Origin of the sequence: Streptomyces sp. ISL-100 (assembly GCF_018614615.1) — a bacterium.
In the GTDB taxonomy this organism is placed as follows: Bacteria; Actinomycetota; Actinomycetes; order Streptomycetales; family Streptomycetaceae; genus Streptomyces.
In genome coordinates this window covers 200,552-218,637 of sequence record NZ_JAGGOK010000029.1, presented here as the reverse complement: position 1 = coordinate 218,637, position 18,086 = coordinate 200,552, and the positions used below count along the sequence as shown (strand labels likewise).

Below are 18,086 nucleotides of genomic sequence, written 5' to 3'. Positions count from 1 at the left end.
GTCACGGCCTGGTCGTCCTCCGGCAAGCCCCCGGACCCGCTGGAGTGCCGGAAGAACACGCCGAGTCCGGCTGACCTCTGCCGGGACCGCCACACGGCCCGCCGCCCTCATGGGCGGCGGGCCGTTCCGTATGAAGCCACGCTTGACACAAACTCACTTCAGCTCGAAGACGAGCCCGACAACGTCGGTCGCACCGGTGTTCTTTGCAGCATGTTCTTGAGACTCCTGCCAGATGGTGTCGCCGGTGCGTAGCTCGACTTCTTGGGATTCACCCGAGGGCGAACTGAATGTCACTTTCCCCTCGCTCAAGCAGTAGATGAGGCAATCCGGATGCCCGTGCATCGCCGATTCGTCGCCCGGCTTCTGGCGCACCTCAAGCAGCCGCACTCGGTCGTTCTCGAACAAAACCTTGTACAAGTTCGGTGCTACCTGTACCGGATCTTGCGCCAACGTTGCCTCCATGGTGAGCGGACACTCCTGACGCCGTCTAGCCGATGGCTACCCAGGCTGTCCAGGGCCTTTTCGTGGACATCAGGCTCCTTGCGCGGGTGCCTCCACACAAGGAGACACACCGGTGATCCTCCAGGCGCAACTCTGACAGCTCCGCGCCGGGAGGGCGGTCCTCAGAGTCTTGCTTGAGCCCCGAGGCGGTGAGCCGATCCAGGTCCCCGGGAGGCCATCAGCCCCTTCAGGTCTTCTGACACCGCAGTGCCGTCATTTCCCATGAACATCCGCGAGCCCGGTGATCGCCAACCGCTGCTGAAACCCAGCGACAAACGCTGTCGCTGAAAGCGAACGAAGCCACTGCCGGCCTCGTTCCGTTTGCTCCTCCCCGAGGAGCTTGTGCTTGATGGCGCTCCCCTTGGCCGCCGCGAGCGTTGCCATGCGCTCAACGGTGGGGATGTCTTCCGGACCGCGCTTTTGTTCGGTCATGACAGAGCCCTTCCTAACCTCTCGCTCTCCAAGACACCGCGCCGACACGTCGGCGTCGGCCGCTCATGAGCCCGGGTATCTGCGGGGAGTCCCCGTAATCGGCTGGCCGCTGGACTTCGAGCCGCGTCTGGCAAGGGCCGCGGTCATGCCTTCACAAGGCCTGACGGTCTTTTCAGAATGTGAGGACCTGGTACCCCTTGCTGATCAGGCTGCGAAGGCTCGGATGGCCCTCGTACTCGTCCAGCATGGGGACCTCCGCCTGGCGGGCGCTTTCCTCGGCTTCGAACTGCTGGGCGCAGAACTTGCAGGTCCCCGCCACAACCGCGGTGACAGCCTGATAAGCCTGGTGGGCATCGTGCTTCGGGTCGGCGAAGACACCCGGCCACTTCGTACCCGCACCATCAAAGATGAGCCGTACGTCATCACCTGCTTCCATACATTCCTTGGCTGTGACGAGGGCGTTGTACGACCGGCCCAAGTCGGCATGCGTTTCCGTGTCAGCGAGAACGATGAGGGCCACCTTGCTCATTACGCACCATCCTTTGCTGTTCAGTCGCTAAGGGTTCTGAGAGCCCGCCTTCACTGACGCGCGTCAGCCTTGAGAGAGCTGACCTGCCGTCATCACCTTGGCGGGTAATGACGTCGAGGGCGACGGTGCCGGGGTGGTCACTTCCTCCGCCACTGGATCGTGGACAACGCGGCTTGTGCTTCCGTAAGGAGGAGCGGCACAGCGGCGAGATGGCAGGCCGCGGCCAGGGTGCACCAGGAGCAGACCCGGCGGTGCTTCATCAGCTGCTCGACGAACAGCACAACCGACATGCCCGCATCCGCGACGTCCTTTCCTGCGGCCGCCAGCGCGACCCACGGGTGCTCCCGATGCCGTCGGCGGTGCACCCCATCCCGGTGAGTACCAAGGTGCTGCCGGCGCTGGTCAGTCGGAAACCTGAAGGCATAGACGTGCGCTGTGGTCGTGCTACGTGGTCACGTCCTCGCGGCGGTGCTTCATCAGTCCCATCACTCGTGCCATGGCATACATGGGAGGCGCGGCCTTGCGGACGTCGCGCCGGGCCGTGGGTCCGGAGAGTGTCAGCATGCGGTCCATCTCGGCGACGCCGCGAAGCATCGGCACTACGCGACCTTGGTGTTCGCCCGCCGGAGAGCGGCCGGACAGCACATTCTCAAGGGCCGCGCGCAGGATCGGCTCGCGGTCGTCGGACCAAAGGACCCGGAAACCGACCCGGCCGTCTCTGCCCATCAAGTAGGCGGCGTTCGGCTTGGGGTCGAGCATGCGGTGGAGCGTCCCGTCGAGGTCGTCGACAGCGACGGGCCACAGAAGCTCGTCGCGGGCCTTGAGGTCGCGTGCGTGGTCCATTTCGCGATCGAGCCGGTCCGGCTGGGGGTATCGGTCACCGGGATGGGCTTCGCGTACGTAGAGCGTCACGAACGCCACGCGGTCACCGAATTCGGCGTGGAGCCGCTTGAGGGCAGGGTCGGCGGCCGCGGTCATCGGGCAGGTCACCGACCCCATGGTCAGCAGCAAGGGAGTGCGGCCCACGAAGTCGGACTTGGCGACTCGGCCACCGTCCACCGTGGGGAGGTCGAAATCCGGCATCTCTTCGCCTGGCTGCGGTCCTGCGTGGAACCGCATGTCTTCGACCACCAGTCGGGTATGGAAATGCGGGTATCGGTACGTCATCGTCTCCGGGTTCCTTCCGGGTGCAGGAGCTTGCGCCCTGGCCGGCTGCATGGCCCTTCGGCTCTACCGGGGCAACGCCGCCGTACCGAGATGGAATCCACCTGTACGGGGAGCATTACGGCTCCATGGGTCCTGGCCGGTTCGACGTGCCAGGAGTTGTGCCGCCGGTCGCAGTCGCGGTGGGTTGCGGCTCGGCTCGCCGCGTCCTTTCGAACGGCCGTCCAAGGAAGAACGGCACCAGCAGCAGCCCGAAGATCAGCGGGTGAACGAGTGCTTCGAAGAGCTGATCCGGCCCCTGAGGGTTGGTGAAGAACTCGAAGACGGTCCTACCGAGGATCTGGAAGTTGAGCACATACAGGGCCAGTCCGTAGGCGAGAGCACCGATCACCAGGGCGGGTACCTTGCGCAGCAGCGGGACGAGGAGTAGCGCGAAGCCCATGCCGAAGCCCAGCGAGAGTGCGATGTGGACCGTCAGGCCGAGTATCGCTTCGGTGGGGTTCGCAACCGGTACGTCCGAGGCGTGGAAGACGGTGGACATGACATACAACGGGGAGATCCCCGGCATGCCCTGGCTCACGGCGAACCACATGTTCGCCAGCAGGAATCCCATACCGGCGAAGAACCCGGCAGCCGCCCCGCGCGCGAGCAGGCCGCCCAGGTCGAGGGGACGGAGTTCGGGCTCGCTGATCACATGAGGCATGTGGGGCATGTGCATGTGCATGTGCGGCGCATGGGGCCGCTCTTTCAGGAGCGCCATGCTGACTCACCTTCTCTCTGAGAGGGAGGGTGGACGCCCGCACGGTGAAGCCCGTTGTACGGGAGCCACCTCCAAGGGATGCCGTATCCCGGGAACCCGGTCAGGCGCTGCGCCCATTCCGGTCCGGGTATTTTTTCTTCCCATGGCACGCAGCCAGGCTGTCCACTGAATGCCGTCGCAGACAACCGGGTTCCCCGCGGGACCCTTCTGATGCGCCCATGCTTTCTTGCGCCACCTGCGCCACCTGCGCGCACAACCCATGCCGCTGGCTCGTGGATGGATGCCTGACCGCGCAAGGCCGGGGTCCTTGATCTGGTCCGCAGGGCTGCGGAAGGCCCATCTTTTGCTCCGCCGTGCTTATGCTGCGCCCGTTGGTTTCCCTGCGACCGTTCGTACCACTGGGTTGGAGCCCGCATGGTCTCCGTGGTGCCCCTGCGGGTCAGCTTCGGCGCAGCCCCGCGAGGGCGTCTTCCACGGTCCGGTGGAAGGTGGGGTAGGCGTACATCATGTGCCGCAGCCGGTCGACCGGGACTTCGGCCTGGACCGCCACAACGAGTCCGTAGAGCACCTCGCCGCCCATGGGGCCGACGGAGGTGGCGCCGACCAGGACCCCGCGGTCGGTGTCCTCGACGAGTTTGATCAGGCCCTCGTTGCCCGTCTTGTGGATCCAGCCGCGCGCCGAGGACGGCACCTGTGCGGTGCCGGTGCGTACTTGCAGGCCCTTCTCCCGCGCCTGGGCCTCGGTCATCCCTACGGAACCGACCTCGGGGTCGGTGAAGGTGACCCGGGGCAGGGCGCGGTAGTCCGCGTCCGGGCCTGATTCGCCGAGGATGGCGCGGACGGCGATCTCGGCCTGGTACATCGCCACATGCGTGAACGCCCCTCGCCCGGTGACATCTCCGACACCCCACAGGCCGGGACCGGCACGCAGCTGCTCGTCCACCTGTAGGGCGCGGGAGTCCGGGTCGAGGCCGACCGTCTCCAGCCCGAGCCCCGCCAGGTTGGCGCGGCGCCCGGTGGCCACCAGGAGCCGCTCGGCGGTCAGCTCCTCGCGGCCGTCGAGCGTGAGGCCGAAGGTGTCGCCGTCATGGCGCATGTGGGTGGCCTGTGCCCCGGTACGTACGGTGATGCCCTCGGCGCCCAGGACATCGGTGAGCAGGCTGCTGGTCTCGGGCTCCTCGACGGGCAGCAGCCGTTCCGTCGCCTCGACGATTGTGACGGCAGTGCCGAAGCGTGCGAAGGCCTGGGCGAGCTCGAGGCCCACAGCTCCTCCGCCGAGCACGATCAGCGACTGCGGGCTTTCCTTGGCGGCGATGGCGTCACGGTTGGTCCAGTACGGCACCTGGTCCAGGCCCGGCACCGGGGGGATCTGCGGGCGGCTGCCGGTGGCGATCACGACCCCGCGCCGGGCGCTGAACGTCTGTCCGTCGACCGCCACCCGGCCGGCGCCGACCAGTCGCGCCCGCCCTCGGACGAAGTGCCCGCCCTTTCCGGTGAACCGGTCCACGGCCACCTGGTCATTCCAGTCGTCGGTCGCCTCGTCGCGGATCCGGGAGGCGACCGGTCCGAAGTCAGGGCTGACGTGTGCCTGCCCGGCCATGCCGGGGATGCGGCGGGCCTCGGCGAGCAGGTTCCCGCCGCGGATCATCATCTTGCTCGGGATGCAGGCCCAGTACGGGCACTCCCCGCCGACCAGCTCCGCCTCGACCCCGACGACGTCCAGTCCCTCCTCGGCCAGGCGCTCGGCGACGTGCTCGCCGCCCACGCCCATCCCGATCACAATGGCATCGGTCTGCTGCGCCATGTCTGTCTCCTTGCTGGTGGTGCGTCCGGGTTTCCCGGCGTATACCCGGAACCCGGACGGCGGTCCCGCGCCTTCCCTCCTTGGTCCCCCGCGCGGCGGCGCTGCCCGGGGGCGGGCCCCGCAGTTCTGCGGACCAGCGCGGGCACGGCAAAGGCACAAACGGTCTACCGTAAAAAAGGAGGCCTGGAATGTCGTCCCTGCCTGTTGGTCACGCAGAACGTGCACAAGCCATCGAACGCCTGAAGGCAGCGCATGCCGACGGCCTGTTGGATCATGCCGAATGCGAGCAGCGGCGCCGCCAGGCCCTGCAAGCCCGTACGCAAGACGAGCTGCGCCCGCTCCTGGCGGACCTGACCGGTCATACGACCGGAATCGAGCCGCCGGCTGCCACGCGTCTCGCCTCGGTACGTGACCGCATAGCCGACTGGCTGGTCAGGGCTCTCAGACGCGCGGTGTTCTGCTGGCTGCCGCCTCCTGGAGGACGCCGATTACGGGCTGGGGCGTCGCTGGGGCGAGCTACCGTGTCCGGATGGCGTCCCGTCCTGCTGCGGATCGTGGTTCGCAAGATCACTGTCCGAGTGGGCGGCGTTCCTTCCCGCGCTCTTGTCCGTCGCCGGGCGCTTGCTGAGCCGGGACGCGCCCCACACCAGAGTTCCGATCAGCAGCAGAAGCGTGAGCGGATAGAAGACCGGGCGCAGCGGGATCAGCACCGGCAGGAGCGCCGCGGCGGTGCCGCTGCCGAGGACGAGCAGGAAGGTCGGTACGCAGCAGGCGAATCCCAGCAGGAACGCCGGGAACACGGCGAGCAGCCGCGCGTACCGGGTCCGTCGGCAGGAGGCCGCCTGCCGGGCCGCGAGCCCGGCGACCGCGACATTGGACCCCACCAGCGCGGCCACGATCGCGCCGAGCAGCAGGTTGAGCGGGCTGAGGAACACCGCCACGTGCTGAGTGGGATGCACCGCGAGCACCGGCTCGAACAGGTACGGAGCCCGGGCTTGGAACAGCTGCTCCCAAGCGGTCTGGAACACCGGGACGCCCGTGAACCGGCCCGAGGACGACACCACCAGATCACCGATGGACGCCAGGTACGCGAGCAGCACCACAGCGGCCGCGACCAGCCCGACCCGCCGGTGGCGACGGACGGCAAGGGCGGCGAGCACGCGGCGGGGAGTTACCACGGTGGCGGTCACTGTGGCGTCCCAGGCGTCGCCGACCCTGGCGACGGCCGCCAGCGCCCTGTTCATTGCCGCACCTGGGTGTTCGGGTAGAACGCGTACCACGCGAACCACATGGAGTCGAGGAAGTCGGCCGGCTTCCACTGGTCGCCGACGCGCTGGAAGACCCGAGCGGTGTCGAGCTGGTCGTCCCATCGCGCGACCACCTTCGTACCTCCCACTGTGGCCTGCACGGTCTTCGCCTTGCGGACGAGGTCCTTGTGGATCGCAAGCCGCTGCTCACCGGCCCGTACGCCGATCACGACGTCCTTGTCCGGTAGGCGGTCGTTCATGGTCAGCACCGGGAAGAGCGTGCCTCCTTCGACGTAGTAACCGCTCTGTCGCGGGTAGGAGCCGTACGGATCGCTGCCGTAGTTGCGCAGGGCGCCGGTGTCGGTGGACAGCACGCGGGTGTCGGGATGCGCGGTCCGCCAGTCCTTCCAGGTGCTCCACACCAGGGGGACGGTGTCCAGCCGCTGCCCTTTGAGCGGTCCGCTGATGGCGGTGCCGAGCAACTGCGGCCACTCAGAGCCGGTCTGCCGGTCGTACATCAGCAGGTTGGAATTGACGAGTTTGCCGGTGGTGCCGAACGTCAACTCAGGCATGCCGGGCGGGCTTGAGAACCCGATCACCGTGCCGGTGAGCGGGCAATACGTGACCGCCAGCGGCTCTCCGGCCACGGTGTCGTTGACGATCTCGTGCCACACCAGCACCTGCTGGGGGTACGCCCGGAACTCGCCGCGGTACTCCAGCCCGAACACCGGCTCGTCGTCCTTGAGGAAGTCCGCGTCCCGTGCCGGGACGAACTTCGGCCGGTCGACGGAGGGGATCCCGTCCTTGCCCGGACCGCCGGAGACCGCGGCGCCGGCCAGTGTCTCCAGCGATGGATCCTGACCGGGCTGCACAGCCGGGGGCGAGTCGGCGGGGCGGTCGGAGATGGCCTGCCAGCCGACAAAACCTCCGCCCAGGAGCAGGCCGATGAGCCCCCCGATTACCCCGGCCCCTTTGAGGACCTGCCGACGGTTGCGCTTGGGACGCTGCTGGCCGTTCACCGGACATCACCCCTGACCACGCCCGGATACGAGTGATGTTCAGGGAACCCGCCGACCCGCGTCCACTCTTCCCCTGGACCCTCTGTTCTTGGAAGGCACGCATCCGCGCTCTGGTTGCGCTGCCGTACGCACACCAAGAACCGTTGGTACTCCAGGGAAGTGAGCAGGTCGCTGCAGCGGTGGTGTGCGGCTACGAGGAACGGCCGGGTAACAGCAGCTCGAACGCCACCACCGGGCCCCAGCCCGGCGCGCCAGCTTCTGTACGCCGGACGGGTCACACGAATTGCCACGTCATTCGGGCTGCTCCGTAGTGGAGGAAGGTGGCCGAGGAGGCACTCGGCTACGCACCCGCCCCCGTCCGGCCCGGACAGGGCGATCCCGGCCGCAGGAGCCCACGATGAAGCACACCTCCAAGGCGAGAACAGCGGCGATCACCGTTGCGCTGATCGCCGCTGTCTGCAGCGGATGCGGTGATGACGACGAGGAACCGGTCCCGCCCGCCTTCGTCCCGACCACGCCAACGAGTGCCGGTACCGCAAGCCCCGGAGGTGCAGCCACTGTGGCTGCGCGCTCCAGCAAGCTCGGCCGGATCCTGGTCGACGGGAAGGGCCGGACTCTCTATCTGTTCGAGGCCGACAAGTCGGAGAAGTCAACCTGCTCCGGCGCATGCGCGCAGGCCTGGCCGCCTCTGACCACCTCCGGCAAACCAAAGACGGCCCAAGGCGTCAAGCCGGACCTGATCGGCACGAGCCCCCGGGACGACGGCAGCACAGGAGTCACCTACAACGGCCACCCGCTGTACTACTACCAAGGCGACAAGAAGCCCGGCGACACGAACGGACAGGAACTCGACCAGTTCGGCGCCGAGTGGTACGTGCTCAATGCGGACGGCAACAAGGTCGAAGGTAAGGGAACAGGTGAAGACGGTGGCGGCTACTGACCCGGTCCTGACGGGCAGCGGCTTGATTGGCGTGCTCATTGTGACCGGCTGCTGTTGGGGTGGGGCGGTGCGCCATAGGCCTGGTCGATGGCGGCGGCCGCGTTGATCAGTCCGATGTGACTGAAGGCCTGCGGGAAGTTGCCGAACAGTTCACCGCTGCGCGGATCGATTTCCTCGGCGAGTAGCCCCAGGTCGTTGGCAAAGCCGGCGACGCGGTCGAAGAGGGCCTTCGCGCGATCGGGGTGACCGGCTTGAGCGAGGGCGGAGGCGAGCCAGAACGAGCAGAGCGCGAAGGCGCCCTCCTTGCCGGTGAGTCCATCGACGCTTGGATCCCCGGTTGTCCGGTAGCGCAACACCATCCCGTCCTCGGTCAGCTCCCGGGCGATCGCCTCGATCGTCGCGTACATGCGCTCATCGTTGGCCGGCAGGAATCCGTACAGCGGCATGAGCAGGGCGGCGGCGTCGAGCTCGTCGGAGTCGAACGCCTGGGCATAGGCCTGTCGGCGGTCGCTCCAGCCCCGTTCGAGCACCGCCGCGCGGATCCGGTCCCGTTCTGAAGACCAGGATTCGGTACGCGCGTGCCGGCCCAGGCGTGGGGCGAGCTTCACCGCGCGGTCGAGCGCCACCCAGCACAACACCTTCGACGACAGGTGATGGCGCGGTTCGCCACGCATCTCCCACATGCCGGCGTCCGGTTCCGTCCAGCGGCGCGCCGCAGTGTCTGCCAGCTCTGCGGCGAAACGCTGGATTTCCGGGTGCAGCTGTCCGAGCTGTTCCCTGTACAGGTGCAGAGCGTTCAGCAGTTCGCCGTAGAGGTCGAGCTGGCTTTGCGCCCATGCGGCGTTGCCGGCCCTTACCGGGCGGGAGTCCCGCCATCCGCGAAGATGGGGAAGTACGCGCTCGGTCAGGTCGTGCTCGCCGCCGACGCCGTACATGCACTGCAGCGACGATTCCGCTCCGGCGCTTCCGCCTGCGGAACTGGTCATGAAGGAGACGAAGTCAACCGCCTCGTCGGGGCACGAGCCGTGGTAGAGCGCCTCCAGGGTCAGGCTGGCGTCGCGGATCCAGGCGTAGCGGTAGTCCCAGTTGCGCATCCCTCCCACCGTCTCCGGCAGGGAGGTCGTCGGTGCGGCGACGATGGCGCCGGTCGGGCGGTACGTCAGCCCCTTGAGCACCCGGGAGGACAGCAGCACCAGGTCGTGGTGCGGGCCCTGGTAAATGTCATGCTCGGCTTCCCAGGACCGCCACGCTTCGACGGTGTCCGTGATCCGTGCCGTCACCCGCTCGGGAGCGGTCGGCTCGGGTGGGGCTACTTCGGGGGGTGCCCACACGAGGGAGAAGCCGAGTCGCTGACCGGCTGCCACTCGTAGCCTGGCGCGGGCACAGGCTTCGCCCGCCTCCAGCGGGACGGGGGAGCGCACGGCGATCTGGTTGGGGCCGCCGAACGTACGTGCCCCGCCGTCGGTGAGGCGCAGCAGCGGACGTACCAGCCCGTACTCGGGGCGGGGCACCAGGTCGATGTCGAACTCGACCTCGCCGAGCAGCCCCTCGATCTCGCGCAGCAGCTCGTGTGGTGGCCGCAGGCCCAGATGGTGGCCTCGCTGGCCTTCGGCGACGGCGAGCGCGTCGCGCAGACGCGCTGCGCCGGTGGCGGTGGTGAACGTGGTTTCGATGACGAGGGTGCCCGGCAGGTAGCGGCGTCGCACGTCGAACCGCCCTGTCGGGGTGATCGACCAGTGACCGGCTTCAGGGTCGAGCAGGCGCGCGAACAGCGCCGGGCTGTCGAAGCGCGGGAGGCACATCCAGTCGATGGAACCACGCCGGTCGACCAGGGCGGCGGAGCTGCCGTCGGCGAGCATTCCGTAATCGGCGATTCGAGTGGACATGGCTAGTCGAACCTTGGGGAGAGCGTCATGCCGCCATCGACGAACACCGTCGAGCCGACGATGTAGTCCGCCCGCTCGGAGGCGAGGAACGCCACCACGCCCGCGACATCCGAGACGTTGCCCCACCGCCCCAGCGGGATCTCATCCTGGACCGCCTTGCGCCGCTGTGGGTCGGCGACGACGTCCTGGTTGATCGGGGTCTCGATCGCCCCGGGCGCCACGGACACCACCCGGATGCCGTACGGGGCGAGTTCGCGCGCGATGCTCTGGGCGAACATCCGTTGTCCACCCTTGGACGCGCAGTAGTGGGAGTACTCCGCCCAGGGGATCGTCTCGTGGACGCTGGTGATGTTCACGATCGTGCCGCGTGAACCCCGCTCCAGCATGATCCGTACCGCCTCCCGAGAGCACAAGAACGTGCCGGTGAGGTTGACGTCGATGACCTTCTGCCACCACTCCAGCTCCATGTCTACGAGTCGGAACGGGCGTTCGACGCCAGCGTTGTTGACCAGAAGGTCGAGGCCGTCGAACGCGTCGGCCGTTAGGGCGAACGCGCGCCGCACCTGCTCCTCCTGCGTGACATCCATGGGTACGGTGATCGCCTTGCCACCGGCATTCTGGATCTTCTGGGCCATCGCGTCGGCGACCTTTGAGTCCCCCAGGTGGTTGATCGCCACGGCGGCGCCGTGGGCGGCAAGCTGATAGGCGATTGACTGCCCGATCCCGGAGTCAGCACCGGTCACCAGGGCTTTACGGCCGTCCAGCAGCCGTGCCTCAGGTGGCTCCATCGCGAACACGTCAGCCGCGGGGGTGCTGCTCACAGCGGTCTCCCAGTCATTCCAGCGGCGAGTACGTGAGCCCATTTACACAAGGGCGGCGTAGACCAGGGCGACCACCACGCCGTAGATCAGGTGACCCACGAGCAGGCCCATCGGTGTGCCCTTGCCGTATCCGATCCCCATGAACCCGGGAGCGCCCAGCCGGAAGCCGTCGCCGGAGCCGCGCATCCGCGGGTGGACCTCGCCCATCATGGGCATCGCGATCACGCCTACCGCCAGGCCGTGGATCAAGCCGACCACCAGGCCGGCGAGCCAGCTGGCCGAGCCGGTCCAGTGGAAGACGGCGGCGTAGATCAAGCCGAAGACCACGGTGCCCATGACGACAAAGTGGATCACCATGCCCACTGTGCGTGCGCGGCGTTCGTCTCCGGTCATCATTCCGCCGGTGATGAGCGCGATATCCATGGACGTCATTCCCATGGCACGGCCCATCATCATCGCGGCCGTCATGGCGACGGTGCCCACCAAACCGGCCAGCAGCGCCGGGCCAACTGCAAACTCCATTGCCCTCAGCCCTCTCGTCCAGGGGGCGGGGATATCACACCCCGCACGGTGGGAACCCGGTGTGGGCGGCGCTGACTTCCCCGACCAGCGCAGTCGTCGACATTCTTGGCAGCACGCCCGGTGCGGGGCCCGGCAGCAGCGGACCACGATGTGCGGTCCTTGCGAAGGAGCTTTTGCTCCTGCTCGGTGGCTGCCCGCCGATTGATTCCTCTGGTTGCCGCAGTCCGGCACGAGCACCACGGCCCGCTTGTCCGTGTCGCTTCGCTTGACCCTGCCCCTGGGGCACGGTTCTAGGCTCGTACCGCGGGGTGGTCATGCGTTCGGCGGCGGGAGTTCCCACGCTGGGGACGGGTACCTGATGGTGACGTCGTCGTAAACCGTCACCCTTCGGATCAAGACTTGACGGCCGCGGTCGAGGAAGGCAGATGTACAGGGCGGCGGGTCAGCCCGGAAGGAGTGCCATGAGCGCAACCGACTTTGGGGTTCTCATCGGAGCCGCCGGGCTGATCGCGCTGCTTGCCTGGTTCTTCCTGGGGCCCAAGAAGACGCGGGTGGCCGAACTCCAAGGTGGTGTCCAAGAGATCGGGATCACGGTGAAGGGCGGGTACTCACCGAATCTGATCCGCGTACGCCAGGGAATCCCCGTGCGTCTGATCTTCGACCGGCGGGAGAGCGGCGAGTGTACGTCCCGCGTGCTCTTCCCCGACTTCGCTCTGGCCAAGTCGTTGCCGGCGTTCGGCAAGGCCACCGCAGAGTTTGTCCCCCACAAGGCGGGCCGGTTCGGCTTCGCCTGCGGGATGAACATGGTGCACGGCACGCTCATCGTCGAGCCCACCGACGACGGGAGGGCAACCACCAGGGAACCGGCCGCCGGCGAGGAGGAACAGCCGGCCGAAACCGCTGTACCTGGCGGTGCCGGGGCGGAGGACGGTGAGGCCGCTGCGCGGCGCGCGGAGATCGCTGATCTGTCGCGGCGGGTGATTCTCGGGGCGATTCTGTCCGCTCCGGTGGTCGTGGTGGTCATGCTGCACGAGCTCTTCGCCGTTGCTGTGCCGGACGTACTCCTCAACCACTGGGTGCAGTTCGCGCTCATCACGCCGGTGATGTTCTACACGGGCTGGCCGATCCACCGGACGGGGTGGCTGGCCTTGAGGCACCGCTCTGCCGAAATGAACGCGCTGATTACCCTGGGGACCTCCGCGGCGTACGGCTACAGCCTCCTGGTCACGGTGGTGCCCGGCCTGCTGCCCGCAGAAGTGCGCGATGTCTACTACGAGGCCGTCGGCGTCATCCTCACCTTGATTCTCCTTGGCCGTCTGGTCGAGGCGAAGGCAAAGGCGGGCACCGGACAGGCGATGCGCGAGCTGCTGAACCTGCAGGCCAAGACTGCCCGGGTGGTGCGGGACGACGCGGAGGTGGAGGGTGCCGGTCGATGAGGTCGCGCAGGGCGATGCCGTCGTAGTGCGCCCCGGCGAGAAGGTGCCCGTCGACGGCCGGGTCATCGACGGCCGCTCCACCGTGGATGAGTCCATGGTGACCGGGGAGTCGATGCCGGTGACCAAGGGTCCTGGCGACGACGTCGTGGGAGCGACCATCAATCAGACCGGCGTCTTCCGTCTGGAGGCGACCAGGGTGGGCGCGGACACGCTGCTTGCCCAGATCATCCGGCTGGTCCAGCAAGCACAGGCGTCCAAAGCGCCCATTCAGCGGATCGCGGACCTCGTCGCCGGCTACTTCGTACCCACCGTCGTCTTCATCGCCATCACCTCGTTCGCCGTGTGGTTCGTCATAGGGCCTTCGCCGGCCCTGATACTGGGACTGGTCGCCGCCGTGGCGGTGCTGATCATCGCCTGCCCCTGTGCGCTCGGCCTCGCAACGCCGCTGTCCATCATGGTGGGCACCGGCAAGGGCGCAGAGGCCGGCGTCCTCATCCGCTCCGCCGAGTCGCTGGAGACGGCTCACCGGCTCGACACGATCGTGCTGGACAAGACCGGGACGATCACCAAGGGCGAGCCCGCACTGACCGACGTCGTCCCGGCGGACGGTTTCGCCGAGGAGGAGGCTCTTCGCCTGGTCGCCTCCGTCGAGCACGCCTCCGAGCACCCCCTCGGCCAGGCCATCGTCCGCGGCGCGGCCGACCGGAACATCCGCCTGGCTGAGGTGACCGACTTCGACTCGGTCACCGGCCAGGGCGTCACGGGCACCGTCGACGGCCGCCGTGTGCCGGCGGGGAAGCCCAGTCTGCTCACCGAGGCCGGTATCGATACGGAACCGCTTCAGGGGGAGGCGGAGCGGCTGGCCGCCGAGGGCAAGACCGCGGTATTCGCGGCGGTGGACGGGCGGCTGCTCGGCGTGATCGCGGTTGCCGACACCCTCAAGGAGGACTCGCCCACTGCCGTCGCCGAACTGAAACGTCTCGGCCTGGAGATCATCATGATCACCGGTGACAACCGGCGTACCGCCGAGGCCATCGCTGCGGAGGTGGGGATCCGGACGGTCCTGGCCGAGGTGCTGCCGGAGCACAAGGCCGACGAGATCCGCCGCCTGCAGAATCAGGGCGGACGCGTCGGCATGGTGGGGGACGGCATCAACGATGCCCCGGCACTGGCTCAGGCGGACGTGGGCTTCGCCATCGGCACGGGGACCGACGTGGCCATCGAGGCGGCCGACATCACCCTTGTCTCCGGTGCCCTGAGCGGCGTGGTCACCGCGGTAACCCTCAGCCGGGCCACCCTGAGAAACATCCGCCAGAACCTATTCCTGGCCTTCTTCTACAACTCCGTCGGCATCCCGCTGGCCGCGGGCGTCCTGTACCCCTTTACCGGATGGCTTCTGAGCCCGATCATCGCCGCCGCAGCGATGGCTTTGTCGTCCCTGTCCGTCGTTGGCAACGCCAACCGCCTCCGCGCAGTCGCCGCTCGGTCACTTCCCTCGGTCGCACTGCGGTCTGCGGAGGGAAAACCCTCCGTCGGGATGCCTGCTTCGTGACGGGCGGGATTGGTCACCGAGGACTCGCAGGTACGGGCTGATCGCGCGCCTCAGCGGGCAGCGCCCTGTGCGAGTGCTGCTGCAAGGTCACGCAGGTCCTCAGCCGTGTACGTGGGAGACAGCATGGCCTCGGGATAGGCCGATGCGCCGCGCCGCAACCATGCGCCGCCCAGTCCCGCGCGCTGCGCGCCGTCGATGTCCCACGGGTGGACGGCGACGAGTACGGCCTGATCCGGCCGCACCCCGGTGTGCTCCACGGCGTACTGGTAGGCGGCGCGTGCGGGCTTCCAGCACTGCGGCCCGCTCACGTCCAGCTGCGCTTCGAAGCAGTGCAGTAGTCCGGCTCGGGAGAGGAGCCGCTCGGCGAGCGCGGCGCGGCCGTTGGTCATGGTCACCAGGCGGAATCCCGCCTCGTGAAGAGTCCGCACGCCGTCCGGGACATCGGGGTGCACCTCAAGCTCGGTGAACCCGGCCAGCACATGACGTGCCGCTTGCTCGACGTCTCCCGACCATCCCGGGACTCTGGGCAACAGCGCCCGGATTCCATCCTGGGCAACGACCGAGAAGTCCGCATAGGCTCCGGCAGCGGTGAGTGCGAAGCCGTCGCGCAGCCGGCGAACCATAGGCGGAGAAGGTGTGGGGGAGCGCCGATCTCTTCGAAGCGTGTCCGTAGCGGACTCATGTCGCTGAGTGTCTCGTTGACGTCGAAAACGAGCACCTGAGCGTTCCGGCTCGGCATTGTCTCCTCCATGGGGCAACCGACGAAACGCGCTGATCAGGGGCGATGCCGCCACCACAGCTACCGGTTTCCCGCGGACCTTAGATCATTTCCCACCAGCCCCGCGGATCGAAGGTTACAGGTGGCACCGCATCGCCTTGAGGCGTGGCGACCTCGTTCCCCGGCAGATCCGAGGACACCACTCCTCGGCCCGTACAGTGCGCGTCCCCCGCACGCGGCGGGCTCAGAGATCAGAGCAGCGCCTTCATGCGCAACCGCACGGCCGTCCAGCCGGTGCCCTTCAGAAGGAGGCCCGTGAAGCGGACTACGACCAGTTCGGCACAGGCGGTAGCACTCTCCAGAGACGTGAGGGTTGTAGCAAGGACGTACGTGGCTAGCCGCCGCCTGTCCACGGCTCTGACCAGCAGATTCTGATCATAGGAAACTTTACCGACCTTGCTCTCTCGTTAGAGTATATTTACTCGGCGGCTGGCTGGCCCGCGTTCGCGTGCCCCGTCCGGCTCGGGGGGTCCATCCCGCGATCAGTCGCGCCCTGCGGCGAACCATTTGGCTAGACGGAATGGATACACGTTCATGCCTACACCCGATATTTCAGTGATTATCGGTGCATACAATGCGATGCCGTACCTGACTGAGACCCTGACTTCAGTGGTCGGGCAGAGCATCGGCCGCGACCGGCTGGAGGTCATCGCGGTCAATGACGGCTCGACGGACGGCACAGGTAAGGAACTTGAGCGGTTCGCCGAGCTCTACCCGGGTTTGTTCCAGGTGTTCCACCAAGAGAACTCCGGGGGCCCTTCCGCTCCACGCAACGCGGGTCTGGATCAGGCGCGTGGACGGTACGTCTTCTTCCTGGACGCTGACGACTATCTCGGCGAGGAAGCACTGGAGCGCATGTTCCAGATGGCCGAGGCCAACGGCACCGATGTGGTGCTCGGCAAGATGGTCGGGGTCAACGGACGTGGCGCGCCGGCGTCGATGTTCGCCCGTAATCAGCCGCGTACCGACGTCTTCAATTCGCGGGTGTACTGGGCTCTCAACCCGCTCAAGTTGATTCGCCGGGAGCTCGTCGAGCGGCACAAGCTGCGTTTCCCCGTCGGCTACAAGGTCTGCGAGGACCAGCTCTTCACAGCCCTCGCCTATCTGCGCGCCGACGGCATCTCGGTCGTGGCCGACTACGAGTGCTTGTTCATCGTCAAGCGCGACGACGGTCAGAACATCACTGTGACCACGCGGGGTGCGGAGCAGCGCATCCGGACGCTTGGGATGATGGTCGATCTGGTCGAGGAGAACGTGCCTGCGGGCCCTGACCGTGACACGTTGATGAACCGGCATCTGACCATCGACTTGCACCACGCCCTGATCCATCTGGCCGAGGAGAGCGACCGGCAGGTTCAGGAGTCAGGATTCCACGAGCTGCGGGAGCTGCTGACGCGCTCCTACCCCGGCTCTCTCCGGGATCGAGTCAACGCGATTACGCGGTTGCGGTGCGAGCTGATCCTGCGGGGCCATCTTGATGAGCTGGTCGCCATGGAGCGGCTCGGGCTCGGTATCCGTTCCGCAGGCAAGCACCCCGACATCCTCGTGGAGAGCGGGCGCGCGTATGCCCGGCTGCCACATTTCCGGGATGGCGTGCTGGACATTCCCGACCATGTGTATGACGTTACGCGGGACCTTTCGGTCCGTCATCGGCTCGATTCAGTGAGCCTGGAGGACAGCCGGATGACCCTGACCGGTCACGCCTTTCTGCAGGACGTCCTCGCCGTGCCCTACAGCACGGAACTCGTGCTGCGTGAGCGGAACTCGGGGGTCGAATACCGAGTCCCGGCTGAGGCTGTGGCCACTGCCCCTCCTGACAACATAGCCGAGAGTGGGCAGCAGGCTGCGCCTCCTGGAGGCTTCACTGTGACCGTCGATCTTGCTTCAGTTGCCGACGGTGGGCGCCTGCGGAAGGGGCTCTGGGACGTCCTCCTCGCTCTCGATGCCGCAGGGGTCTGCAAAGAATTCCGCATCGGTCATCAACGGCTGCCCGCAGTCAGCACCAAGCCAAAAGTTCATGTCGTCGCAGGTGCTGACGGCATCTTCGCAGCGGCCCTGTACTACACCCAGCCGTACGGCAACTTGACCGTCGATGTCGGTGAAAACAAGCACCGCGTGCCCCGCCGGCTCCTCAAGACCGAAGTCACGTGGATGCCGGCAGACGAACTGCACGTCCGGGGAGACTGGACGCTCGCAGCGTTCCCTGCTTCCGCGCTCGGCGTACGACTGGAGAATCAGGACGGCGAAAGCGTCGAATTCCTGGGATCCAGTGTTCCGACCGCCACAGGTTTCGCCGTCTCCATTCCCGTGGCTGGGCTCGCACACGGCACGTGGCGGATGGCCGTCCGGCTTGCGGTCAGCGGACGAGACACCAGAGCCTGGTCGATCGAGGTCCCGGCCACGACGCCCCTGCCGCCAGTGCATCGAGACCTGATGAGATACGTGAAGCCGGAGGCGCACGACGGGCAGCTCGCCCTGCAGGTAGACCGGCTTCGGCTGCGCGGCGCGTTGCGCCGCCGTCTGGCGGCGGTAGCCCGGAGATCAGCGAAACGCCTTTCCGGGGATCACAACCGGTAGGACGCCTTCTGGGGCAGGCAGCTTTCCGGAGACCTGGGAGGGAGCCGGCCCCGTCCACCCAGGTGAGCCACCTGACCACTGGCAGTTCGGAGTTGTACGCAGCGACAGCGATACATAC

General features: G+C 67.3%; 15 protein-coding genes and 2 pseudogenes. 4 read left to right on the top strand and 13 right to left on the bottom strand.

The features are described 5' to 3' along the window. Positions 1–153 precede the first annotated feature (153 nt). The 7 genes from J7E89_RS13570 to J7E89_RS13540 all read right to left on the bottom strand — a co-directional run bounded on the left by J7E89_RS13570 (position 154) and on the right by J7E89_RS13540 (position 5,190). Complete coding sequence (locus tag J7E89_RS13570; protein WP_214973133.1) at positions 154–462, bottom strand: cupin domain-containing protein; 309 nt, start codon at positions 460–462, stop codon at positions 154–156. Positions 463–714: 252 nt separating this feature from the next. Next, the gene (locus tag J7E89_RS13565; RefSeq protein ID WP_214973131.1) at positions 715–933 is read right to left on the bottom strand and encodes a hypothetical protein; all 219 of its coding nucleotides are present in this window, start codon (positions 931–933) and stop codon (positions 715–717) included. 172 nt (positions 934–1,105) lie between these two features. Next, positions 1,106–1,462 carry a DsrE family protein gene (locus J7E89_RS13560; protein ID WP_214973129.1) on the bottom strand — a complete coding sequence of 119 codons (357 nt, stop codon included), beginning with the start codon at positions 1,460–1,462 and terminating at the stop codon, positions 1,106–1,108. Between the two features lie 137 nt (positions 1,463–1,599). Continuing rightward, positions 1,600–1,827: a hypothetical protein gene (locus J7E89_RS13555; RefSeq protein ID WP_214973127.1), complete on the bottom strand. Its 228-nt coding sequence runs from the start codon at positions 1,825–1,827 to the stop codon at positions 1,600–1,602. A gap of 79 nt (positions 1,828–1,906) precedes the next feature. Beyond that, entirely contained in the window at positions 1,907–2,629 is a 723-nt protein-coding gene (locus J7E89_RS13550) for a deiodinase-like protein (protein WP_214973125.1), read from the bottom strand. Positions 2,630–2,744: 115 nt separating this feature from the next. Beyond that, on the bottom strand, positions 2,745–3,386 hold the full coding sequence (locus tag J7E89_RS13545; protein WP_214973123.1) for a hypothetical protein: 642 nt from the start codon (positions 3,384–3,386) through the stop codon (positions 2,745–2,747). A gap of 439 nt (positions 3,387–3,825) precedes the next feature. Beyond that, on the bottom strand, positions 3,826–5,190 hold the full coding sequence (locus J7E89_RS13540) for an NAD(P)/FAD-dependent oxidoreductase (protein WP_214973121.1): 1,365 nt from the start codon (positions 5,188–5,190) through the stop codon (positions 3,826–3,828). A gap of 188 nt (positions 5,191–5,378) precedes the next feature. Between J7E89_RS13540 and J7E89_RS42360 the strand changes: the two are divergent. Further along, positions 5,379–5,531, top strand: a pseudogene (locus tag J7E89_RS42360) (DUF1707 domain-containing protein); the annotation flags it as partial. 147 nt (positions 5,532–5,678) lie between these two features. Here the strand turns inward: J7E89_RS42360 and J7E89_RS13530 are convergent. Then, positions 5,679–6,434 carry a hypothetical protein gene (locus tag J7E89_RS13530; protein WP_214973172.1) on the bottom strand — a complete coding sequence of 252 codons (756 nt, stop codon included), beginning with the start codon at positions 6,432–6,434 and terminating at the stop codon, positions 5,679–5,681. After that, positions 6,431–7,456, bottom strand: coding sequence for a DUF3179 domain-containing protein (locus tag J7E89_RS13525; RefSeq protein WP_214973119.1), 1,026 nt, complete (start codon positions 7,454–7,456; stop codon positions 6,431–6,433). Before J7E89_RS13525 ends, J7E89_RS13530 begins: the two co-directional genes overlap by 4 nt. Positions 7,457–7,853: 397 nt before the next feature. On the opposite strand from J7E89_RS13525, the gene J7E89_RS13520 reads away from it, so the two are divergent. Beyond that, on the top strand, positions 7,854–8,396 hold the full coding sequence (locus J7E89_RS13520) for a hypothetical protein (protein ID WP_214973118.1): 543 nt from the start codon (positions 7,854–7,856) through the stop codon (positions 8,394–8,396). A 35-nt stretch (positions 8,397–8,431) separates the two neighbouring features. Here J7E89_RS13520 and J7E89_RS13515 read toward each other — a convergent pair whose 3' ends face one another. Genes J7E89_RS13515 through J7E89_RS13505 form a run of 3 tightly spaced genes read right to left on the bottom strand, consistent with a single transcriptional unit; the run spans position 8,432 to position 11,625 of the window. Continuing rightward, positions 8,432–10,282 (bottom strand): glycoside hydrolase family 15 protein, encoded by a 1,851-nt coding sequence (locus J7E89_RS13515; RefSeq protein WP_214973115.1) that lies wholly within the window; start codon positions 10,280–10,282, stop codon positions 8,432–8,434. 2 nt (positions 10,283–10,284) lie between these two features. Next, positions 10,285–11,103, bottom strand: a complete 819-nt coding sequence (locus J7E89_RS13510) for a glucose 1-dehydrogenase (RefSeq protein WP_214973114.1) — start codon at positions 11,101–11,103, stop codon at positions 10,285–10,287. Positions 11,104–11,145: 42 nt separating this feature from the next. After that, on the bottom strand, positions 11,146–11,625 hold the full coding sequence (locus J7E89_RS13505; RefSeq protein ID WP_214900710.1) for a DUF6789 family protein: 480 nt from the start codon (positions 11,623–11,625) through the stop codon (positions 11,146–11,148). A 461-nt stretch (positions 11,626–12,086) separates the two neighbouring features. Here J7E89_RS13505 and J7E89_RS42355 point away from each other — a divergent pair. After that, a pseudogene (locus tag J7E89_RS42355) lies at positions 12,087–14,613 on the top strand (heavy metal translocating P-type ATPase). 50 nt (positions 14,614–14,663) lie between these two features. Here J7E89_RS42355 and J7E89_RS13495 read toward each other — a convergent pair. Beyond that, positions 14,664–15,236, bottom strand: coding sequence for a haloacid dehalogenase type II (locus J7E89_RS13495; protein ID WP_251060478.1), 573 nt, complete (start codon positions 15,234–15,236; stop codon positions 14,664–14,666). Positions 15,237–15,925: 689 nt separating this feature from the next. Here J7E89_RS13495 and J7E89_RS13490 point away from each other — a divergent pair. Further along, positions 15,926–17,968 carry a glycosyltransferase family 2 protein gene (locus J7E89_RS13490; RefSeq protein ID WP_214973112.1) on the top strand — a complete coding sequence of 681 codons (2,043 nt, stop codon included), beginning with the start codon at positions 15,926–15,928 and terminating at the stop codon, positions 17,966–17,968. Positions 17,969–18,086: the final 118 nt, after the last annotated feature.